The organism is Moraxella sp. K02 (assembly GCF_041154755.1).
Taxonomy (GTDB): Bacteria; Pseudomonadota; Gammaproteobacteria; order Pseudomonadales; family Moraxellaceae; genus Faucicola.
In genome coordinates, this window is the sequence record NZ_AP031590.1 from 483203 (window position 1) to 506057 (window position 22855).

Genomic DNA, 22855 nt, shown 5'->3' on the forward strand with positions numbered 1-22855 from the left:
AAGCATAATGATACTATTAAATACCCCTTAGGAGTAGGAGACTTGCATGGACAATCATCAAACTAATACAGTGGATACGATGAACCTTACTGACAACTCACAAGGCACTTCATGGCAACTCATTGGACTGTCACCAGCGTTGGCGGATTTAACCATTGATATTGATAAAAGCTTAAGCATCGGACGCAGTGATAGCAATGATTTTGTATTAGCAACTTCACAAATCTCTCGCCAACACGCCAAAATTAACCGTATTGGTGAGCAGCTGTATGTGCAAGACCTAGGCTCAAGCAATGGCACCTTTGTCAATGGTGAGCGCATCAGTACAGACGCGCATGCTTTGCAAGCCACTGATGAACTTGCCTTTGCTGACCTGGTATTTTTGGTGGTAGATGCCCCAGTCGACGCACTGGATGATGATAGTTTTCTCAATAGTTTACAAGATATTGAGAATTTCACACCCACCACTGACATTCATACCCAAACTGAATCGACTGCATCGGTTGAGCCCATATCACCGAACGCTGCATCCAACGCCGCGCCTGTGATAGATGTCGTTACCACGCAAGATTTTTTACCTAGCGAGCAGCTGAGCAACACTCACGTCGAACAATCCGTACCCGCTACACCGACAACAATGAATGTAGCAAGCGTTGATAATCCCACACCACCGCTACTTAGTACACCAGCTCAGACGCCTGTCGTCACTGAGGCAGTAGCAGTATCATCACAGCCCGTTGTCCCATCGGTTCAGGTCTCAGCCGTTCAGCCAGCGCAACCATCGCCTGTGAGTACAGTAGACACTGATGCAATCAAACCCGCGGCAAAGAAAAATGCCACAGTCGCGATAATAATCGTGGTAATTATTGCGCTGATTATTGCATCAGTGTTGTTAATGTATTAGGGTTTAGGTAGCAAATAAGCGGTGCAAAGCGCCTAAAATGCGGATTTGAATCATTAAATTTACGTTTTAGCAAAAAAAATGAAAAAAAACTAAAAAAACGCTTGCAAGATTAAAAATATTTGCTAAAATGCTCACCACTTTCAAGCGATACGCCGGCTTAGCTCAGTTGGTAGAGCAACTGACTTGTAATCAGTAGGTCGCCAGTTCGACTCCGGCAGCCGGCACCATCCTTTAACACATCGTGTTAAGCGTACCTTGAAAAACAACTATGGTGGGGTTCCCGAGCGGTCAAAGGGGACGGACTGTAAATCCGTTGCGAGAGCTTCGAAGGTTCGAATCCTTCCCCCACCACCATTTGCCTGCTATTGTTATCTGAATATTCCCTAATCACGTTAACAGTAAGTCCAGTATGCTTGGGCGGGTCGCATTGCGGGTGTAGTTTAGTGGTAGAACCTCAGCCTTCCAAGCTGATGGTGCGGGTTCGATTCCCGCCACCCGCTCCATTATTCTAAACCAAAGTTTTGCTCATATAGCTCAGAGGTAGAGCACTCCCTTGGTAAGGGAGAGGTCCCGAGTTCAACTCTCGGTATGAGCTCCAGTTTTATAGAAAATACATTGATAGAAACCAAAAAATAGTTGAGGCAGCACAGATGTGTTGCCTTTTGTTTTAGCAATAACAAAAAAGTTTGACCATAAAGATGAAGGCTATGGAAAAAACTTGAAATTTATGTTAAATTTGCTATTTTAGTGACCTAGCAACACTCACATTGGCAACACCAGCACTGGCAAGACAGATACACCAGTTGGTTTATAGCTTTGAGCTAGGGTATTGCTAACAGTTTAACAATGATCAGAGGATTAAATTATGGCAAAGGCCAAGTTTGAACGTACTAAACCACACGTTAACGTAGGCACCATTGGACACGTTGACCATGGTAAAACAACCCTAACAGCTGCGATTGCAACTGTAGCAGCAAAACACAACGGTGGTGAAGCTAAAGACTACGCGTCAATTGACTCAGCCCCTGAAGAAAAAGCCCGTGGTATCACCATCAACACCTCACACATTGAATATGACACCCAAGCACGTCACTACGCACACGTAGACTGTCCTGGCCATGCTGACTATGTTAAAAACATGATCACCGGTGCAGCACAGATGGACGGCGCTATCCTAGTTGTATCAGCCACTGACGGCCCAATGCCACAAACCCGTGAACACATCCTACTATCACGCCAAGTAGGTGTACCATACATCATGGTATTCATGAACAAATGTGACATGGTTGATGACGAAGAACTACTAGAACTCGTCGAAATGGAAGTACGTGAACTACTATCAAGCTACGACTTCCCTGGCGATGACACCCCAATCATCAAAGGTTCTGCCCTAGAAGCCCTAAACGGCGGCGAAGGCAAATACGGTGAACCAGCCGTACTAGAACTACTTGACACCCTAGACAGCTACATCCCAGAACCAGAACGTGCAATTGACAAACCATTCTTGATGCCAATCGAAGACGTATTCTCAATCTCTGGTCGTGGTACAGTCGTAACAGGCCGTGTAGAATCAGGCATCATCAAAGTTGGTGAAGAAATTGAAATCGTTGGTATCAAACCAACCTCAAAAACCACCTGTACTGGTGTTGAAATGTTCCGTAAACTGCTAGACGAAGGTCGTGCAGGCGAGAACTGTGGTGTACTACTTCGTGGTACCAAACGTGAAGACGTACAACGTGGTCAAGTATTGGCTAAACCAGGTTCAATCAAACCACACACCAAATTTGACGCAGAAGTATACGTACTATCAAAAGAAGAAGGTGGTCGTCACACCCCATTCTTAAATGGTTATCGTCCACAATTCTACTTCCGTACCACTGACGTAACTGGCGCAATCCAATTACCAGAAGGTACAGAGATGGTAATGCCTGGCGATAACGTTGAAATGAACGTAGAGCTTATCCACCCAATCGCAATGGACCAAGGCTTACGCTTTGCAATCCGTGAAGGTGGCCGTACTGTAGGTGCGGGTGTTGTTGCTAAAGTTAACGACTAATCGTTAATAAGCATACAAAAGAGTCACTTCGGTGGCTCTTTTTTTATGCTTCGTTGCCGTAAAACCACCGACTTCAGGCGGTGGATATAAGGCAGCTTAAGCAACCATATTCACGCACAAAGAATATAAAACATGCTAGAATAAACCCATGAAAACACTCAAGTTACGCATACGAGATAAGCAAATAGCAAAGCTTAATAAGTTAAGCGGTTCGGTCAATTTCGTATGGAACTATGTCAATGACTTGAGTTATAAACACCTACAAAAAACCGGCAAATTCTTTTCAGCTTATGACCTAAACGAATATACCAAAGGTAGTGGTGAATTACTTGGTTTACATTCTCAAACCATTCAAGCCATTAATGAAACCCACGCCAAAAGCCGAAAACAATTCAAAAAGGCTAAACTGTCATGGCGAACCAACAACCCAAAATCAAAGCGTAAAAACTTAGGTTGGCTACCGTTTAAACAATCTGCCATCAAACACATCGCTACTCATACCACAGGCAAAAAGGGCTTAAAATCAACCTTGCAGCTTAGTCTAGCCAAAGGACAAAAGCTAATCATTGACCTATGGGACAGCTACAACCTTTCGCTATATCAAATAAATACTTGCGAGTTGGTACAAGACAGCCGTAACCGTTGGTATGCCTGTATCACCGTCAAAGACTGCCCCAAACAATCATGTGGTACAGGTAGCATAGGCATAGATTTAGGTTTAAAAGATAGTGCTACCACCTCAAATGGCGATAAATTACAAATCAAGCAAACACAGGCATGGGCTAAAAAATTGGGCATTGCTCAACGTGCCAAAAACAAGCAACGTGTAAAAGCTATCCATGCCAAAATCAAAAACACACGCCAAGACCTCATACACAAATTCACCAACCACTTAGTCAAAGACAATGCCTTAATCGTGGTTGGCGATGTTAAAACCACACAATTTAACAGTAAAAAAGGCAAACTAGCCAAAAGCGTCTATGATGCAGGTTGGTTTGAACTCAAACGACAACTGACCTATAAATGCGAGAACGCAGGTTGCCGTTTCGAAATCGTGAATGAGAAATACACGACCCAAACTTGCTCGCGCTGTGGCGTTATGTCCAGTAGCTTGAGCGGTAGAGCAGGTTTGCGAATAAGAGAATGGACTTGTGCTTCGTGTGGCACATGGCATGATAGAGATATCAATGCCAGTCAGAACATTCTTGCGGTGGGGCTTGACCGTCTGGGAGCAGGAATCCCCGAATGATAGAGAGGGGAGGAAGTCAAGGAAATAAATTATGACGATGATATCAACATATAAGTTAGATAAAACGAGTACACAAGATAATGCTTCGCAGCAAGTAATGGCGCAGCTGGCACAAATTGAATCTGAGCTTTTTGTCCACGATGCTTGGTCAGCTGCGCAAATCAATTCACTGCTCGCGCAGCCATTTAACCATATAATTTATGCGACAGACGAGCTAAATCAGCGATTGGTCGGCTATTGTTTTTACAGCCACATATTTGAAGATAGTGAAATTTTAAGAATCGGAACTTGTCTTGATTATCAACAGCAAGGTATTGCAAGCCAATTGTTAACGGCTATGGCGCAAATGTGCCAAGTAGCGGGTGCTGAGCGGGTGCTATTAGAGGTAAGAGAAGATAATCATGCTGCCATTGCATTTTATCAAAAACATGGATTTGAACAGATTGCCGTTCGCAAAAATTACTACGACAATCATGACATGACCAAAACCCATGCGTTAATTATGCAGCGCAAATTCAATGCTACATTAAACGCTAAGTAGTATTCCACATGTTTAGATAATGCGCTTTTATCGCCTGTTGAAGCAGTGGCTCAACTTGCGCCGCTGTGACAGCCTCATCGAAGCGATGCCACTGTTGATTGATTAACAACTCACTGGGATAAAAACGCGATTTATACGCCATCTTATCCGAATCTGGTACCCAAAAACCAAAATATAAATAAGGTAATCCAAGACGTTTAACATAATCAATTTGGGTAAGTATCGCAAGGGTGCCCAAACTATTTATGGTTGCATCGGGATCATAGAAAGTATAGACCGCGGATATGCCGTCATCTAATTGGTCGCAAACTGCTACCATGACTAATTCGTCATGAAGCCAAAACTCCATAAAAAATGACTGGGTAAAGCTATATTGTAGAAACTGTTTAAACCCTTGCAGATTTGGCGGGTACATATCGCCATCACTATGGCGAGTGCAGATATAGCGAGCATATAGCATAAAATGCGATTCATCAGCATCATCACAAGCAGTAATTACCACATCCATCTCGTGCGATTTTTGCCATAGTTTGCGCTGGGTACGATTGGGTTCAAACTCGTTAACTACTAAACGTGTAGAGATACAGCGTTGACAATGGAAGCATACAGGGCGATATAAATGTTGTCCACTACGCCGATACCCGAGCCGAGAGAACTGAGAAAAAATAGGCGTATCTAAACGTTCATCCTTTGCTAATTCAATCAGTTCTAAACGTGCTGCACGATCGGGCAAATAACTACATTGATGTAGCGGCGTCAATTGGCTGGTCAGTGCCAGACTGGTAAGAGGATGGGGTGGTTTTAACGTCATTGGTGCTTTTAAATACCCTTAACTTACCTAAATTCGAGCAGATGGAGATAGATAATAAGTCATAAAATCCTCATTTAACAGTTGATTAAGTGGCAATTTTTGACCGCAAATCGATGACCAATCAATACTCGGTAGCGATAATTGTTGCGCGAGCCCAGCTAAAAATTCCGCTCTGGGTACGATGGATGCCCCTAAACGCAGCAAATGTGGGTTAGGCAACTGACAGTCCACCCAAGCAAATTGGGAATGTGCACACAGCTGCATTAACACAAAAAAAGCCGCTTTAGACGCATCTGTCACTCGGTGAAACATACTTTCACCAAAAAAAGCTTGTCCTAGCTTTAGCCCATAGAGACCACCAATCAGCTCATCATCATCCCAAATCTCGACACTGTAAGCGACTTGCTCGGTATGGAGCGCCTTATACGCTTCAATCATAGCGGGACTGATCCAAGTGGCTGATGCAGAAGCTTGGGCATAGGTGCGGGTATCAGCACAGGCGGCAATGACCTCAGCAAAGGCAAGATTGAGGGAAAATGTCCAACCTGCATTTTTGATACGCCGTTTTAAGGTTTTACTGGCGCAAAAATCGCTAGGATAAATAATACAGCGCGGATCAGGCGACCACCAAGCAATGGGCTCGCCTTCATTAAACCAAGGGAACATGCCTTGGCGATAAGCACACACTAAGGTGTCAGCTGCCAAATCACCCCCCAACGCAATCAGCCCTTCACCGTCAGGGTCTGCCACCATCGGGTCGGGAAATTGATAACGGCAACCGAAAGGGCGTTGTAAGGGATGGTGATTTGGCAATGGCATCGTTCAAGGCATTAGCTAAACAGCAGAGGTATTGGCTGATACCGTGGTATTGGCATTCGCTAGATTAACGATATCTAAATATTTTTCTGCATCCAACGCCGCCATACAACCCGTAGCTGCTGAGGTAATCGCTTGGCGATAGATATGGTCTGCCACATCCCCACAGGCAAACACGCCTTCGACACTTGTCGCCGTGGCATTGCCATCTAGACCGCTTTTGACCACGATATAGCCATTATTCATCTCAAGCTGATCTTGGAAAATATCGGTGTTGGGTTTGTGCCCAATCGCCACGAACATACCAGGCGCGTTGATGGTTTTGGTAGACTGGTCTTGCAGGTTTTCAATCACCACACCTGTCACGCCTGCATCATCACCCACCACTTCTTTGACTTGGCTGTTCCATTCGATGGTCACATTGCCATTTTTTTGTTTTTCAAATAATTGGTCTTGCAGAATTTTTTCTGATTTTAATTTATCACGGCGATGCACTAGGGTGACGTGGCTTGCGATATTTGATAGATACAAAGCTTCTTCAACCGCTGTGTTGCCACCGCCAATCACCACCACAGGTTTGCCGCGATAGAAGAACCCATCACAGGTCGCACAGGCAGAGACGCCAAGCCCCATAAATTTTTGTTCAGAGGCCAGACCCAAGTATTGCGCTGATGCCCCTGTCGCTACAATGAGCGCGTCACACGTGTAAGTGGCACTATTGCCCACTAAGGTGAAGGGTCGCTGAGTTAGGTTCACTTGGTTGATATGGTCATACACCAACTGGGTACCAAAACGCTCGGCATGGGCTTGCATGCGTACCATCAAGTCAGGTCCCGTCAAGCCTTGTGGATCGCCCGGCCAGTTATCAACTTCAGTGGTGGTAGTCAACTGCCCGCCAGTCTGCATACCGGTGATAATGACCGGTTTTAAATTGGCGCGCGCCGCATACACGGCGGCAGAATAACCCGCTGGACCTGAACCTAAAATAATAAGCTGGTGATGGATAATTTCTGACATACGTCTTTCCTAACAATCGCTGAATAATAAACTAAATAATAAAATAGGCTAATTTTTGATTCATAAGTAAGATAGGGGCTAACATCGAAAATAGCAAGTAAATGTTATTTTTATAACAGATTCATCGCGCAATCAAAGCTCAAGCAACGCTCAAAAATGGCGTTAGCTTGTTATCAAAAAAATACCCTAACATTCGGCTTTGTTGGCTCAAACTGCATTTATCATAGGGCTTGAATTGACTGATTTAACAAAGCAATTTTTCGCAAAAAAAGCTCAGCAACGCACCACTGAGATTTGATATGATAGTCGATTAAAAGGGTGATTTTAATCAACGTTTCCCCAAAATCATTGTTTTTTCACAATCATTATCAGTCAGTCATGGCTGAGCAAAGCGTTGGCTTACGGCTTATCCAAAGCAGGTTCAAATTCAAAGGTAAATTGCGTTGTCTTATTATATTCGTCAAAGTGTGCTTACGATTATCTGGCTAATCGTGGCATTGTTGTTAGTCATGTCCCTCATCAGTTATTCTGCCAATGATCCCAGTTGGTCGCATATCAGTAGTGCGGCAAATGAAGTCAGTAACTTGGCAGGCACGGGTGGTGCGTGGCTGGCTGATATTTTGTATGCGTTTTTGGGTGCGGCAAGCTGGTGGCTCATCGTCATTGCCTGTTATGAAGCTTGGAATGTATGGCGCCATGACGTAGAGCCTAATGGCTTGTTACGTTTTTTGGGTTATATTTTTTTAATCATTGCCACCGCAGGGCTGACAGGCGTGTTATCGTTTGGCTGGTTGGCGCAAGGCATGATCGGGCAAATCGTCGGCAATGGACTTAGTAGTTTATTAACCTACTGGGGGACTTTGTTGTTTTTATTGGTGTTTATTGCCATCACCGTGACGTTTACCTTTGATTTACATTGGCATGAGATTTTATCAGGTCAAGCTATTCGCAGCCGCCTACAGGCTGAAGCCGCAGATGATGAAGAAACCAATACTGAATTCAAGGCAACTGCTCAGGAAGCAAGCCAAGCAAAACCAAACGACACCGCGCAACTGCCTTTGCCATTAGCCTCCCATGACACTGAACAAACCGCTTATGACAGTAGTCATCTAGCGGACAATGAGGCGTTTGTCGGTAGTCCACTCGATGCGTTTTTGGATGAAACGGGCTTTAGTGAAATCAAAGATTATGAATGGCTCGAAGAAAACGATGCCACTAATCCATTTAAACCCGTCAGCTCAACCTATGTGGCAAATACCAAGCTGACCAAAAAACTCGATGAAAAACTGCAAAGTGAAATCATTAAAAAACCGTTTAAAATGCCTACCTTGAACAGACCCCATTCGATACAGGTAGACTCGCAACTCACTGAGCCAACTCAGACAAAGCAGCCTAGTGTAGATAGTGTAGATGTATCGCAAGCTATGCCAACTATGGATGAAGCATCTAGGATGTCTGCCGTAGGCACAGGGGAGTTAGCGGATAAACACATTTCTGAGCCGATGACGGATGTAGAGATGGCTGCACAGGACACGGCTATTGGGTTGTCAAATTCGGATGATTTAGCGGATAGCATAAATACTGGATATCAATTATCACAAAATCCTGTGCTAGAGTCACCATTCGAGGGCATTAAGACAGAGGGCTTTGAAGCAAAAAGTATTGAAGTAGAAGGCATTGAAACACCGCCCACCTCAGTCGCATCGCTATTAGGTATGCGACAAGTCCCACCACAAGCTAGGGCTAATCCATCAGATGACAGTGCCACCGCACCGGTTGTAGCGGAATTTTCAACCCCTGCCGCAAGTCCGATGCCAACCCAAATAGCACGTCCAGCGCAAGCCGTCACCCAAATGGCTGGCAACGAGATTGATACCGACCAGATAACGTCTTCAATACCGACCCATAGTCGTTCGGTGGAATCTGAGTTACTCGACCAAATCGAACAGCCCGCAGCGACTCAGGTCAACCAGCCGCTCGATATCAATGACGATAGCCTGTTTAGTCATAAATCGCGTGCCATGCAAACCGCAGCTTATCGTGCCAATTTAAGCCCGTTACCTGAGTTATCGCTGCTTGATTTGCCAGACCCCGACCGCAAGCCAAGCTACAGCCGCGAACAGTTGCAGCAGCTATCAGCACTGTTAGAAATCAAGCTACAAGAATTTAATATCAAAGCAGAAGTGGTCAATGCGCAAATGGGTCCAGTGGTGACGCGCTTTGAAGTCTCTCTAGCACCAGGACTTAAAGCAAGCAAGGTGACAGGTATTGCCAAAGACTTGGCTCGGTCGCTATCTATGGCATCGGTGCGTGTGGTGGAAGTCATTCCAGGAAAACCTTATATCGGTATTGAAGTGCCTAATCCGCAGCGCCAAATGGTACGCCTCATCGAACTGCTGAAAACAGAAGCTTATCAAGACCCCGATGGCTTAATCAGTATGGCAATGGGCAAAGATATTGCAGGTAGACCGATTATTGCGGATTTGGCGAAAGCGCCACACATGCTAGTCGCAGGTACCACAGGTTCGGGTAAATCCGTGTTGGTGAATTCGCTGTTATTGTCAATGCTGCTCAAATACACACCAGAGCAGCTGCGATTGATTTTGATTGACCCCAAACAGCTCGAGCTTGCCAACTATGGCGATATTCCGCATTTGCTCACCCCTGTAGTCACCGATATGACCGAAGCAGCCAGTGCTTTAGCATGGAGTGTGGCGGAGATGGAACGTCGTTATCAGCTGATGTCATTATTCAAAGTGCGTAAGCTTGATGAATTCAACAAAAAAATCATGGCAGCCGAACAAAGTGGTGAACCGTTACTAGATCCACTGTGGCGACCCAATGACAGCGTCAGCCAAGATAGAGCGCCAAAGTTAAAACCGTTACCGCAAATTGTGATTGTGGCGGATGAGTTTGCTGACATGATTATGCAGGTAGGCAAACAAGCGGAGGAATTGATTACCCGTTTGGCGCAAAAATCGCGTGCTGCAGGTATTCATTTGATTTTGGCGACCCAGCGCCCCTCAGTGGATGTGATTACTGGTTTGATTAAAGCCAATATTCCCGTCCGTGCCGCACTTCGCGTCAACTCAAAAGTCGACTCGCGTACCATTTTGGATGCCGGTGGGGCAGAGGATATGCTTGGGCATGGTGATATGCTGTTTTTAGGGCCTGGTCAAATCGAGCCAAACCGTGTACATGGTGCTTTTATTAGCGATGCGGAAGTCAACCGTGTGTGTGATGCATGGCGCGAGCGTGGCGCACCTAATTATATTGATAATATGTTTGATAATTTTGAGTTAAGCTCAGCGCCAAGTGGTGGCGATGCTAGTGGGTCTAGCAATGGTGAAGAAGACCCGCTGTATGATGATGTAGTGGCGTTTTTGCTCGAAACCCGTAAAGTCTCTGCATCAAGCATCCAGCGCAAATTTAGTATCGGCTATAACCGCGCAGCACGTATCGTTGATGCCATGGAAGAGGCGGGCTTGGTGAGCGGCATGACGAAAAGTGGTAAACGTGAGCTATTAATGTAGAGGTTAAACAAATAAAAAAAGGTGCGATTCAGGTACCTTTTTTATTTAACGTTTTGAGCGGTTATGGGTCCATTTAGTCTATGGTATTTTGCGCTGCGACTACGACAATTTCTAATTTCCACAATGGATTAACCAATTCAGCTTTGACTGTCGCACGGGTAGGCTTTGGACAATCGGCTAACCAGTCGCCCCACATGCTATTCACCACCGCAAAATCCGCCAAATCCTTGATAAAAATCTGAGCGGTTAGCAGACGTGATTTGTCGCTATTGGCTTTGGCGAGCATGGTGTCGATATTGTCTAGTACCTCTTGGGTTTGTTTGTGAATATCGGCAGTGTCGGTATTGGGCACTTGTCCTGCGAGATACACCACGTGGTTAAAAATGGTAATTTCACTTAGATAGTCATTGCTATCAAATTGTTGAATTTGTGCGGTCATGGTGTTTTCCTCGTGAACGGATAGATGTTATTTATGCATATTTTTTACAAATACTATTTACAGAAACAATTTACAGAGATTTCTAATAGCAAATAGATACTAGGCATAACGCTGTAATGATAAGCCGTCAATGCGAATATCAGGCGTTCTGCCGAGCACCAAATCGCTGATTAATTTGCCAGATCCACATGCCATTGTCCAACCCAATGTGCCATGTCCTGTGTTCAAAAATAAATTGCGATACCGAGTCGCGCCAATGATAGGGGTGCTATCTGGGGTCATCGGACGTAGTCCTGTCCAAAAACTTGCGTTTGGCAAATCACCGCCTGCGAATAAGTCCTGCGTGACCATTTCGAGTGTAGCACGGCGCTGGGGATTTAGCGTTACATCAAAACCACTTAATTCTGCCATACCGCCCACGCGAATACGGTTGTCAAAGCGAGTAATGGCGATTTTATAGGTTTCATCCAGCACCGTTGATTGGGGCGCTAAATCAGCATTGATAATCGGTACAGTCAGCGAATAGCCTTTGACAGGGTATACAGGCAGATTAAGCTGTAGCGGTTGCAAAAGCGCCCGCGAGTAACTGCCCAACGCCAATACATACTGGTCTGCGGTTAATAACTCATCATTTACCACCACCCCTTTAATCGCCCCAGCGTCGACTACCAGTTTTTCGATGGTTTGATTGTATAAAAATTTCACCCCCAGCGCTTTGGCTTGTTGCTCTAATGCTTGGCAAAACAAAAAGCAATCGCCTGTTTCATCATGCGGCAAATGCAATCCACCAACCAGCTTATCAGTGGCATTTGCCAACGCGGGCTCAATATCAGCCAACGCCTTGCTGTTGTCAATCAGCTTAAAAGGCACGCCTGAATCTTGCAACACCTTAATATCTTGCTGTACAGCCTCTAGCTGGGCGGGTTTACGAAAAACTTGTAAGGTGCCTTGTGAGCGGTTTTCGTAGTGAATGCCGGTGTCTTGACGCAACTGCTGCAGACAGTCGCGGCTGTATTCAGCCACTCGTACCATACGCTCTTTGTTGATGGCATAGCGCTTGGCATTGCAGTTTTTGAGCATTTGTAGCATGCATTGTAACTGCCACAAACTACCATCTAATTTGATGGCTAAAGGGGCGTGTTGTTGGAATAACCATTTAACCGCCTTCAATGGGATACCAGGGGCTGCCCAAGGGGTAGAGTAGCCAGGGGAGATTTGCCCAGCATTGCCAAAACTGGTTTCTTGTGCGGCACCCGCTTGGCGGTCAATCACCGTGACTTCTATGCCTTGCTTGGCTAAATAATAGGCACTTGTCACCCCAATCACGCCACTACCCAGTACCAATACGCGCATACTCACCCCCAAACATCTGCTTAATTATCAGTTAATTTTGCTAGTATAAGCAAAGTTTTGCAGTAAATTTTGCTGTTTTTATGCTAGAATTTTGCTGATATTGTCGGTTTTATCATGTCAATCATCAAAAAATAGGATTTTCATTTTGCTATGCGTAATTTAGACCGTACCGACCGTTTAATCCTTGAAATCTTGCAACAGCAAGCCCGAATTTCTATCAGCGAATTGGCTGCCAAAGTTAACCTATCAACCACGCCTTGCTCAGACAGGGTTAAGCGCTTGGAGCGTGAAGGTATTATCACAGGTTATCATGCGCGGTTAAACCCAAATTTGGTCAATAAAAGCTTGTTGGTGTTTTTGGAGATAAAGCTATCTACCAAGTCGGGCGATGTCTTTGAGCAAGTGAGCAAAAAACTGTCAGAAATTCCAGAGATACTGGAATGTCATTTGATTTCGGGTGAGTTTGATTTTTTGGTCAAAGCGCGCCTAAAAGAGATGAGTTCTTACCGTAAGTTACTGGGCAATATCTTAAAACAATTGCCAGCCGCGGTAGAAACCCACAGTTTGATTGTGATGGAAGAGATTAAAGAAAGCTTGCATTTGGATGTGACAATGACCTAACTGTCGTGCAAGTTTTACTATATATGCTTTGTGATACCTGCTTTGCGACAGATGAAAAAAAAGACTGCCAAATCGCAGTCTTTTTATATTGTCCCGTCTTAGAGCTTTGGAAATTAGAGTTTTGGAAACTCTAGCGACCAGTGGTTGACGAGTGGATAGCGACGCTCACGCCCAAAAGCGCGGTGGGTAATCTTGGTGCCAATCGCCGCTTGACGACGTTTGTACTCATTGCGGTCTACCATACTGAGTACTTTTTTCACCACGTCTTTATCATAACCGGCTTCTACAATCGCATCATAGCCAAAGTCGCGATCGATATACAGCTCCAGCATTTTATCGAGGGTATCATAATCAGGCAGACTGTCTTGGTCTTTTTGGTCAGGGCGAAGCTCGGCAGAAGGCGGACGCGTAATCACACGCTCAGGAATCACCGGCGTTTCTTCTAGTCGGTTGCGATAGTTGGCGAGGGCATACACTTGGGTTTTATACACATCTTTTAAGACATCAAATCCGCCTGCCATATCCCCATACAATGTCGCATAGCCCACGGCCATCTCTGATTTGTTGCCAGTGGTGATGACTAGATGACCAAATTTATTGGACAATGCCATCAAAATCATGCCACGCGCACGGGCTTGGATATTTTCTTCCGTGGTGTCGGCGGTGGTGTTGCTAAACATCGGCTCTAGCGTATGACGCATGCCTTCAACAGCGGCATGAATCGGGCACACGGTATAAGACACGTTGAGTCGGTGCGCCTGCGCCTGCGCATCTTGTAGGCTGATTTGCGAGGTGTACTCATAGGGCATCATGACCGCATAAACTTTATCTGCACCCAGCGCATCAACGGCGATACATAGCGTGAGCGCCGAGTCTATCCCGCCTGACAACCCAACCAATACGCCTTTAAAGCCAGAATGATTGACATAATCACGCAAGCCGACAACCAGCGCTTGATAAGTTTCAGCGATTTGGCTCAATGCAAGCGGTGATTTGCGCTGTTCTGATAATATCACTTGACCGCTTTGGGCATCGTGACGAGCAACCACATACAGGGTATGCTGCAAAAATCTTGGTGCTTCTTGCACGATTTTACCTTGAGCGTTGACGACCATCGAGCCGCCATCAAACACCAAGTCATCTTGACCGCCCACGCTATTGGCATACACAATCGGGATATTGTATTCAGTCGCACGACTTTTTAATAAAGCCTTACGTTGTTCTTGCTTATTTTGCTCAAAGGGTGAGGCATTGAGGCTGATGATGATTTCTGCACCTTTTTCTTTCAGTGCGCGAATGGGAGCGTCTTGCCATAAGTCTTCGCAGATAAGTAGTCCAATGGTCAGCCCTTGATAGTCAAATAACACTTGGTTGTGACCGGTATTAAAATAGCGGCGTTCATCAAATACGCCATAATTTGGCAGGCATTGTTTGTGATAAAAGCCTTTTTGCTGACCATTGTGAATGATAGCCACTGAGTTAAACGTGCCATTGGGGTCAATGTGCGGATAACCCACTAGCATGACGATGTCTTTGACCGTGTAGAGCAATTCAAAAGCAAGTTTCACGCGTGAGGCAAGACTTGGACGTAATAACAAATCTTCAGGCGGATAACCCAGCAGTGATAATTCAGGGAAGACAATGATATTAGCCCCCTTGTCACGGGCGTCTTTAGCCAGTTCTACCATTTTTTTGGCATTGTTGATGACATCACCAACAATAAATTGCTGCTGTGCCACCGCAATTTTTAGCCCTACCATAGAATCTGCTTGGCTAATCTGTTGGCTAGTCGGTTGGCTTGATGGCTGAGAATTTGACTGAGAAACTGATTGAGAAGTTGGCTGAGCAGGTTTGTGAGAAACTGGCTGTGGGTTTGCTGTTTGGCTTGGCGTAGTAGCTTCGGCGGTCATTGACTCACTCGGCAGCTGCGTTGGTACGCTATCATCTGGGGTTAAATCAAGGTGTGACATGAAAAATCCTTCAGTAAAAATTTGTTATGGGGTCGTCCCTTTAGTCATATCCGTCTAAAACGGTATGCAAGCATCATGCCGCTATTATAATTATGGGTGGCAACAGCGATGGCATTACAAGATAAAATTATTCTACATTATATCGCTTTATGATGTGTTTACAATTGCAATCTTTAGACGCTACCACCGAAAAACGCTGCAACTGGTAAAATTAGCTTAAACATAGCATGAATAACCCATCAATGCGCGATTTTTTGCAGTATAATCAAACCTTAGAATGCTAATTAACAGGCAGTCATAATTGTTAATTGGCAACGATGATTCGTTCATTAGACTTTCATTAGACAATGAGGTGAAGCGATGTTTAGCGCAATTTTTGTGGTTTTGGTGATTATGGGGCTTAGCTGGGTTGGGATGAAATGGATGTATCCGCGACCACCGCAAGGCTACTTGCGACCGCAGCCAGGCGAGAGTACCGAGCTGCGAGCGTGTGATTTTTGCCATCATACCTTAGCAGAGTGGCGAGGGATTGTAGAAGGGGATAAGTTCTTTTGTAATCAACAACACCAAGCGGATTTTCATGCTGGCAAACAATACCAGCGCGCGCAAAATTAGTCGAATTATATTTTACACTTATTTTACACTAAAGACGTTAGGCAAAACGGGCAACGTCTTCTAACATTTTACTCACCAGGTCTTGCGCTTGGCTTTCGTTTTCTTGATAGCGTTGTAAGTTTTCTGATTTTTCAAACAAGGTCAGCGCGCACAGTACCAATAATTGTTCTTGTGGTAGCTGAGGCGCTTGGCGGCGTACCTCTTGCATAAACTGGTTAATATAGCTTGCCGCACGCTGCAACGCAGGCTCTTCAGATTCTGGGCAGTTGATGGTATAGCTACGACCATTGATCAGGATATCAACTTTTTTAATGCTTTGGGCAGATGCCATAAGGTTTTCCTAACGTATTCAAATGTTTTAAACATCACTAAGGCTGGCTATGGGGGCGGGTTAGTTTTCGCTGTCAATTTTTGCCAAGCGCTCTAACACAAGCTTGGTATGCTCTGCCGCAACGCGATTTTTTTCAATCAATTTTTGATTTTGTGCGGTAAAAATCTGTAATTGGTTTTGGGTTTGTTCGTATTCGGTACTTAGCATGTTGTGAGATTCGGCAAGTGACTGATACCGCTGCTCAAGTGCTTGATACTCTTCGGCTTGTCTGGCAAGTTGTTGTTGCAAATTTTGCTGCAGTTCTTTGCTGGCATCGAGCTCAGCTTGTACCGCTTGCAGTTGGTCTGCGGTAATGGTTGGCTGTGCTTTAATACGGGTTAGCTCGCTACTGGCGAATTGATATTTATCGCGAAGCTTAGTCAATGCGGTTTGTAGCTGGGTCAGTTGGTCAATTAGGGTGCTCATGATATGATGTCTAGTCAGTAATCGAGTGAATAATCAAGTGAATAATCAAGTGAATCATCAAGAGCGATATGATGGGCGCTCGTTGACATGAATAGCAAAAGGTTTTTTTAGTATAACTATAGCGTGAAGGCTTAAAATTTGAGTGATACTTATATTATTTTACCACTTTAATAATGCCATAGTTGACCGCATTAAGGCTAGTATTATCTCAATGTTGATATAATTTTTTGTGAAAAAAGGGTAAAGCGATGGATGATTATATTTCGGGTTGGCAGGATTGGACACAAGCATTTGAGGATTGGCATGACGTCACAATTAGTGAGTTACATGGGCTAATTTCAGGGGTGCTCAGTGTGTGTGATGCGCCAACCGAGCAAGAGTGGCAACTGCTACTGACTGAGCTGAGCTTTACCGAGCTTGAGCCAAAAGCGTTAGAGATAGTGACCGAAGAGGGCGAGGATATGGTGGCGGTGTTAACCGATGATGCCGATAGCTATCAGTTTATGCCGCTTTTGCCCGATGATGACCATCCACTGTATGAGCGTTTGATGGCACTTAAGAACTGGGCAAATGGCTTTTTGACAGGCTTTGGCATCACTGATAGTGCGCTACGCCCGGAAGAAAATACCCTATTTAATGACTTGGCAAAAATCGGCGCGCTGCGGGTTGATGTGTATGATGAGGCGCTGCAAGGGACAGACAATGCTGAAGGCGAAGTTGAATATATGGAGCTACTTGAGTTTGTGCGCATGATTCCTGTGAGTGTGTCACAAGGGCGAGTGCGTAAATCAGTCGCCAAGTTGCCGCTTATCGCAGGATTTGCCATGAATCGCCCTGTAGGCAAAGCCCAAGAGGTTGATGAGGCGCATTTGGATTTTATTGAGCAGCTACGTGATGATGAACTCGATTGGGAAGCAGAAAAAGATACCAATGATGATTTTGTTACCCATATGGTCATAGATGCCATGACCGGTAAAAAGCCGAATTGATGCTAACACCCTATTTCGACTAGATTTACCCTGATAGGCTGTTTTAATGGTTTAAAATTTGAGAAAAATGGAACGACTATGGGCTATCCATCTAACGCCGTAGACTGGTTAACAAAGCTGATTGGTTTTAATACTGTCAGCCGCTACTCCAATTTGCAATTGATTGAGTATGTGGCGGGCTATTGTGAGCAGTTGGGATTGTCGCCACGTTTGACTTTTAATGCTGATAGTACCAAAGCCAACCTCTTTGTGACTGTACCTGCGATGGGTAAGGGTGATAGCGTCCTGACAGGGGGATTTGTGTTTTCCGGGCATACCGATGTGGTGCCCGTTGATGGGCAGGCATGGGATACCGATCCGTTTGTGGCGACCATTATGGAAGATAAGCTATACGGGCGTGGGGCTTGTGATATGAAAGGCTTTATTGCTTGCGCCTTAACCCTGTTGCCCACTGTGGTGCAAGCAAGCCGCGATAAGAGGCTGGGCAAACCGATTCATCTGGCACTGTCGTATGATGAAGAAGTGGGTTGTTTGGGTGCGCCATTACTGCTTGCAGATTTAAAAGCCCAAGGGATTAAGCCTGATTACTGTATCGTCGGTGAGCCGACCATGATGAAAATGGTCACCGCGCATAAAGGCATCCAAGTGTATCGCTGCCGCGTGCATGGCAAATCAGTACATTCATCGCTGACCCCGCAAGGCGTCAATGCCATCAGCTATGCTAGCAAAATTATCAATTTTATTGATACACTTGCCGAACAATTGCAACAACGTAACGACCAAGATATGGCGTTTGACGTACCATTTTCGACCTTGTCAGTGGGCACTATTAGCGGCGGTACAGCAACCAATATCGTGCCTAACCTGTGCGAATTCACCTTTGATTACCGTAATTTGCCGCACATGAATGAAAGCCAAGTGATTGAGCCGATTCGCGCCTTTATCAAAACCCTTGAGCCTAAGATGCACGCCATTGACAGCGACACAGGCATTGAGCTAACTCGCAACGAAAATGTCCCTGCGATGACCGATAAAGATAGCCAAGCCTTGCAACAGCTCATTGAAAATTTGGTGGATGAACAACAGCGTCACAAAGTGGCGTATGCCACCGAAGGCGGGCAGTTTACCAATGCAGGTATTCCGACGGTGATTTGCGGACCTGGCGATATTGGCAATGCCCATAAAGCCAATGAGTTTGTCAGTCTAAACCAATTGGCAAAATGCGAAAGCTTCTTACAGCAAATTCTTCAACAATGCTGTGACAGCCATTAAAAATTTTTGGAAATATCATGTCAAATCAATTAACCATACAGTTGTTACCCAAGCTCCCCCAAAGCCAATTTGCCAAACGCCGTGCCAAACTTGCTGAAGCCTTGCCAAACAATAGCATTGCGATTTTGCAAACGGCTCCCGCGCATATCCGCAACAACGATGCTGAGTATAAATACCGCGCCGACAGCAGTTTTTTCTACCTGACTGGCTTTGCCGAGCCAGAATCCGTTATGGTTTTGGAAAAAACTGACCATGCCGTCAACTACACGTTATTTTTACGTGAGAAAGACAAACTACGTGAGATTTGGGATGGTAAACGGGTAGGGCTTGAGGGGGCAACCGCAGATTTTGGCGCGGATAAAGCGATTGCCATTGGCAAAATTGATGAGGTGATGCCGACCCTGATTTTTGGTAAAAAACACGTGTTTGCCCGCTTTAATAATGAGCTGATTGGCTGGCTTAATCAAGCCAAGCAGCTGCAGCGCGGCGAAGGTGTAGTCGATACCGTCACCAATATTGACAGCCTTATCAATGAAATGCGGCTGATAAAAGATGAGTGTGAAATTGCACGCATGAAAGTCGCCGCCCAAATCAGTGCTTACGGGCATATTCGCGCCATGCAAAGCGTGGCACCTTTGATGCAGAAAAATCAGGGCAATGAAAGCCGGCTGGAAGCTGAAGTTAACTATGCTTTTGCCCAATACGGCTGCGTACCCTCTTACAATAGTATCGTGGCGGGCGGGGACAATGCCAATATTTTGCATTATGTCGAAAACGACCAACCGCTGCACGATGGCGACTTGGTGATGATAGATGCGGGCGCCGAATACCAACATTATGCCGGCGATATCAGCCGTACTTTTCCTGTGAGTGGCAAGTTCAGCGACGTGCAAAAACAGGTGTATGATATTGTGCTAAATGCCAATATCGCCGCCATCAACAGCCTAAAAGCAGGCGAACATGGCAAAATTCATCATGAAACTGCGCTCAAAGTACTGACCCAAGGTCTGATAGAGTTGGGCATTTTGACAGGCGACGTCGATGAGTTGATTGCTGATAAAGCCTACTTGCCGTTTTATATGCACGGTACAGGGCATTGGCTTGGCTTAGATGTGCACGATGCAGGGCGCTATACTGGCGACGACGGTAAACCCAGAAAGCTTGAAAAAGGCATGGTAATTACCGTAGAGCCAGGCTTGTATTTTGCGCATGACAATGCATTGATACCCAAGAAATATCGGGGTATTGGTATTCGGATTGAGGATGATGTGGTCATTACTGAAGGTGAGCCGCTGGTTCTCACCCGTGACGTACCAAAAACAACGGACGCGATTGAAGCGCTAATGCAGCAAAAAGTTGATTCATAGATAGATTGATAGAGGCACATCTATATATAGAGGCAAAGAAAAAAAATAGAAAAAAGAAAAGCCCAATACAGTTGGGCTTTTTTTGTGGTCAATCGTTCATCGGGATGTTAGGCATCCGCTGATGGATGTGCCAAATGTTCGATTTTATCTTCGGGCAAGTTTGTCAATAAATGAATACGCTGAGAGAGTTGGCGTAATACTTGACTAAAGGCAGCTTTTTCCACCTCACTATCCGCTGATACACTGTCAGTATCATTGATATGCCAATGTGCGGTCAGCGGAAATTTGCCATCAATGTCCGCATGTTGCTGTAAAGAATTGCACAGCCCAATCACCAAATCAATCTTTGGCGCGTTGTCTTGTAAAAACTGCTTGACGGATTTAGGCGCTAAGCCTGTGACGTCATAACCTTCTTGTTTTAATACCTCAAGCGTGAATGGATGCGCGCTAGGGGATGGCTCAACGCCTGCGCTATAGGCTACAAAACGGTCACCGCCAATTTTATTCAAAATGGCTTCTGCCATTAGGCTACGGCTAGCATTGTGCTTGCATAGGAATAACACGTTATAAGGCTGCGTCATCAATAAGTCCCTTGTCATCATTCTGCGAACGGTCAGCACGTTTGGGCGTGCAATTTTTGAAAATGAGATTTTACCTTCAATAGCAAAAAATTGCTATCAAAATCCCTACAATTGTGCGAGTTTAAACCGTTGACATTAACCGCTTGGTTTTGCCAGCAATTCGCCATAAAATAGCTAAAAAAATTATTGATTCCAAAAAGTAATATTTAGTATAAAAATAATTTGCGTTTAATGAATTTTAAAAATAGACACTATAAATATTTGATTTTATTATTTTTTATGTAAATTAAAAAAAATAATAACTTACTTGTATAACTTTTGGTTAGGTTTTGTGAAAAGAAAGTTTGACATTAACTATTGATTCATGAAAAATCTACACACTGCAAGATTCTCGTTGCAATTTTTTACAAATATTTTTCTCTTTATACGTTCGAGGTAAAAATGACTCAACAGCGTGAAAATTGGTCGGCTCGCTCAGGATTTATTCTGGCTGCTATTGGGTCGGCTGTAGGGTTAGGCAACATATGGCGCTTCCCTTATGTGGCTTATGAGAATGGCGGTGGGGCATTTATGGTGCCTTATCTAATAGCATTAATAGCAGCTGGATTTCCTTTGCTATTTTTGGATTATGTGGTCGGTCAAAAATATCGCGGCGCGCCACCAACGGCATATAAACGTATGGTCAAGTCTGCTGAACCAATTGGTTGGTGGCAGGTGCTAGTGTGTGCCATCATTGGCATTTATTACGCTAGTGTTTTGGGATGGGCGGGCAGCTATGTATTCTTCTCATTTGGACAACAATGGGGTGCTGATACAGAAGCGTTTTTCTTCAAAACTTTCTTGCAAAATGCAGACACATTGAACTTTACTTTCGTGCCAAATCTCTTATGGTCATTGGTGTTAGTATGGTTAGTTGCATTGTTTATTATGTTCGCTGGGGTAAAAAAAGGTATTGAATTATCTAATCGTATTTTTATTCCCCTTTTGGTTGTCATGTTCACTATTCTCGTAGTGCAGTCGTTACGCTTACCAGGCGCAACAGAGGGTCTTAATGCGTTCTTTACCCCAAATTGGTCGGCAATGGCAGACCCGAAAGTTTGGTTGGCGGCATTTGGACATGTCTTTTTCTCAATGTCGATTGGCTTTGGTATCATGGTGACGTATGCCTCTTACCTTAAACGTAATGCGAATTTGACAGGTTCTGGCTTGGTAGTTGGCTTCGCTAATTCATCATTTGAATTGCTTGCAGGTATTGGTATTTTCTCGGCGTTAGGTTTTATGGCACAAGCATCAGGTAAACCAGTTGCTGAAGTCGTAAGTGGTGGTATCGGCTTGGCGTTTATTGCCTATCCTAAAATTATCTCAAGTATGGGTGATTTGGGAAATATTATTGGTTTCTTATTCTATGCGTCGTTGACCGTGGCAGGCTTAACCTCAATGGTTAGTATTCTAGAAGTACCGATTTCGGCGTTTCGTGACAAGTTTGGTTGGTCTCGAAACAAGGCAGTGAGTATTGTCGGAGGTGTGTCTGCTGTGATTTCTATTTTGATGTTCTCAACTCAAAATGCAATTACTTTTGTCGATATCATTGATAATTTCGCCAATAACATCGGTATTGTATTGGGTGCAATCTTGTCAATTATTTGGGTTTTCTGGCTTAATCGCTCATTAATTCCTGTTTTAACCAACCATATCAACCGCATCTCAAGTTTTAAAGTGGGTAAAGGGTGGGTATTTACATTGACTGTAATCACGCCAGTTGCGTTGATTGCGGCGTTGATTTTGACCTTAAAGTCTTTGCTTACTGAAGGTTATGGTGAATATCCGATGATGACCCAAGCCATTTTTGGTTGGGGCGTAGTTGCAATATTTGCTGTGGGTGCAATGCTATTGAGCAGCATGAAACATAAGTAACTAACAAATCG

20 protein-coding genes and 4 tRNA genes are annotated in these 22855 nt (G+C 44.7%); 15 read left to right on the forward strand and 9 right to left on the reverse strand.

All coding sequences use genetic code 11. The annotated features are described in order from the left end of the window. The first annotated feature begins 46 nt into the window (after positions 1-46). The 8 genes from ACAM39_RS02215 to rimI all read left to right on the forward strand — a co-directional run bounded on the left by ACAM39_RS02215 (position 47) and on the right by rimI (position 4750). Positions 47-904, forward strand: coding sequence for an FHA domain-containing protein (locus tag ACAM39_RS02215; RefSeq protein ID WP_369628078.1), 858 nt, complete (start codon positions 47-49; stop codon positions 902-904). Positions 905-1055: 151 nt separating this feature from the next. Further along, a tRNA-Thr gene (locus ACAM39_RS02220) sits at positions 1056-1131 on the forward strand. Positions 1132-1174: 43 nt separating this feature from the next. Further along, positions 1175-1258, forward strand: a tRNA-Tyr gene (locus ACAM39_RS02225). A gap of 75 nt (positions 1259-1333) precedes the next feature. Beyond that, positions 1334-1407 (forward strand) — tRNA-Gly (locus ACAM39_RS02230). Between the two features lie 20 nt (positions 1408-1427). Then, positions 1428-1502 (forward strand) — tRNA-Thr (locus ACAM39_RS02235). Positions 1503-1769: 267 nt separating this feature from the next. After that, positions 1770-2960: an elongation factor Tu gene (gene tuf, locus ACAM39_RS02240; RefSeq protein ID WP_369627261.1), complete on the forward strand. Its 1191-nt coding sequence runs from the start codon at positions 1770-1772 to the stop codon at positions 2958-2960. A gap of 148 nt (positions 2961-3108) precedes the next feature. Beyond that, complete coding sequence (locus ACAM39_RS02245) at positions 3109-4209, forward strand: RNA-guided endonuclease InsQ/TnpB family protein (RefSeq protein WP_036601255.1); 1101 nt, start codon at positions 3109-3111, stop codon at positions 4207-4209. Positions 4210-4240: 31 nt separating this feature from the next. After that, entirely contained in the window at positions 4241-4750 is a 510-nt protein-coding gene (gene rimI, locus ACAM39_RS02250) for a ribosomal protein S18-alanine N-acetyltransferase (protein ID WP_369628079.1), read from the forward strand. Here the strand turns inward: rimI and ACAM39_RS02255 are convergent. Genes ACAM39_RS02255 through trxB form a run of 3 tightly spaced genes read right to left on the reverse strand, consistent with a single transcriptional unit; the run spans position 4743 to position 7394 of the window. Beyond that, positions 4743-5561 carry an arginyltransferase gene (locus tag ACAM39_RS02255; protein WP_369628080.1) on the reverse strand — a complete coding sequence of 273 codons (819 nt, stop codon included), beginning with the start codon at positions 5559-5561 and terminating at the stop codon, positions 4743-4745. The genes rimI and ACAM39_RS02255 overlap by 8 nt on opposite strands. 27 nt (positions 5562-5588) lie before the next feature. Next, a complete protein-coding gene (gene aat, locus ACAM39_RS02260) occupies positions 5589-6380 on the reverse strand; it encodes a leucyl/phenylalanyl-tRNA--protein transferase (RefSeq protein ID WP_369628081.1) in 792 nt (263 codons plus the stop codon). Between the two features lie 15 nt (positions 6381-6395). Continuing rightward, a complete protein-coding gene (gene trxB / locus ACAM39_RS02265; protein WP_312523728.1) occupies positions 6396-7394 on the reverse strand; it encodes a thioredoxin-disulfide reductase in 999 nt (332 codons plus the stop codon). 443 nt (positions 7395-7837) lie between these two features. On the opposite strand from trxB, the gene ACAM39_RS02270 reads away from it, so the two are divergent. Continuing rightward, entirely contained in the window at positions 7838-10927 is a 3090-nt protein-coding gene (locus ACAM39_RS02270; RefSeq protein WP_369628082.1) for a DNA translocase FtsK, read from the forward strand. A 73-nt stretch (positions 10928-11000) separates the two neighbouring features. Here ACAM39_RS02270 and ACAM39_RS02275 read toward each other — a convergent pair whose 3' ends face one another. Together ACAM39_RS02275 and ACAM39_RS02280 are read right to left on the reverse strand one after the other, a co-directional pair. Further along, positions 11001-11366 carry a RidA family protein gene (locus ACAM39_RS02275; protein WP_369628083.1) on the reverse strand — a complete coding sequence of 122 codons (366 nt, stop codon included), beginning with the start codon at positions 11364-11366 and terminating at the stop codon, positions 11001-11003. 99 nt (positions 11367-11465) lie between these two features. Further along, on the reverse strand, positions 11466-12719 hold the full coding sequence (locus tag ACAM39_RS02280) for a D-amino acid dehydrogenase (protein ID WP_369628084.1): 1254 nt from the start codon (positions 12717-12719) through the stop codon (positions 11466-11468). Between the two features lie 150 nt (positions 12720-12869). Here ACAM39_RS02280 and ACAM39_RS02285 point away from each other — a divergent pair, with 150 nt between their 5' ends. Next, positions 12870-13340: a winged helix-turn-helix transcriptional regulator gene (locus ACAM39_RS02285; protein ID WP_159375654.1), complete on the forward strand. Its 471-nt coding sequence runs from the start codon at positions 12870-12872 to the stop codon at positions 13338-13340. A 113-nt stretch (positions 13341-13453) separates the two neighbouring features. On the opposite strand, the gene ACAM39_RS02290 is transcribed toward ACAM39_RS02285, so the two are convergent. Further along, complete coding sequence (locus tag ACAM39_RS02290) at positions 13454-15100, reverse strand: NAD+ synthase (RefSeq protein WP_186303417.1); 1647 nt, start codon at positions 15098-15100, stop codon at positions 13454-13456. 570 nt (positions 15101-15670) lie between these two features. Between ACAM39_RS02290 and ACAM39_RS02295 the strand changes: the two genes are divergently transcribed. Next, positions 15671-15925: a hypothetical protein gene (locus tag ACAM39_RS02295; RefSeq protein WP_248108562.1), complete on the forward strand. Its 255-nt coding sequence runs from the start codon at positions 15671-15673 to the stop codon at positions 15923-15925. A gap of 37 nt (positions 15926-15962) precedes the next feature. Here the strand turns inward: ACAM39_RS02295 and ACAM39_RS02300 are convergent, their stop codons facing one another. Further along, positions 15963-16256 (reverse strand): cell division protein ZapA, encoded by a 294-nt coding sequence (locus ACAM39_RS02300; RefSeq protein ID WP_248108559.1) that lies wholly within the window; start codon positions 16254-16256, stop codon positions 15963-15965. Between the two features lie 60 nt (positions 16257-16316). Further along, on the reverse strand, positions 16317-16721 hold the full coding sequence (locus ACAM39_RS02305) for a hypothetical protein (protein WP_248148354.1): 405 nt from the start codon (positions 16719-16721) through the stop codon (positions 16317-16319). A gap of 248 nt (positions 16722-16969) precedes the next feature. Between ACAM39_RS02305 and ACAM39_RS02310 the strand changes: the two genes are divergently transcribed. The 3 genes from ACAM39_RS02310 (at position 16970) to ACAM39_RS02320 (ending at position 20349) form a co-directional block, all read left to right on the forward strand. Then, positions 16970-17710, forward strand: a complete 741-nt coding sequence (locus ACAM39_RS02310) for a UPF0149 family protein (protein ID WP_369628085.1) — start codon at positions 16970-16972, stop codon at positions 17708-17710. 78 nt (positions 17711-17788) lie between these two features. Beyond that, positions 17789-18982 (forward strand): acetylornithine deacetylase, encoded by a 1194-nt coding sequence (gene argE, locus ACAM39_RS02315; RefSeq protein ID WP_369628086.1) that lies wholly within the window; start codon positions 17789-17791, stop codon positions 18980-18982. A gap of 17 nt (positions 18983-18999) precedes the next feature. Further along, positions 19000-20349, forward strand: coding sequence for an aminopeptidase P N-terminal domain-containing protein (locus ACAM39_RS02320; protein WP_369628087.1), 1350 nt, complete (start codon positions 19000-19002; stop codon positions 20347-20349). A 107-nt stretch (positions 20350-20456) separates the two neighbouring features. Here the strand turns inward: ACAM39_RS02320 and ACAM39_RS02325 are convergent, their stop codons facing one another. Then, positions 20457-20930 (reverse strand): arsenate reductase ArsC, encoded by a 474-nt coding sequence (locus tag ACAM39_RS02325; protein ID WP_369628088.1) that lies wholly within the window; start codon positions 20928-20930, stop codon positions 20457-20459. 441 nt (positions 20931-21371) lie between these two features. On the opposite strand from ACAM39_RS02325, the gene ACAM39_RS02330 reads away from it, so the two are divergent. Then, positions 21372-22844, forward strand: a complete 1473-nt coding sequence (locus tag ACAM39_RS02330; protein ID WP_060996069.1) for a sodium-dependent transporter — start codon at positions 21372-21374, stop codon at positions 22842-22844. Positions 22845-22855 lie beyond the last annotated feature (11 nt).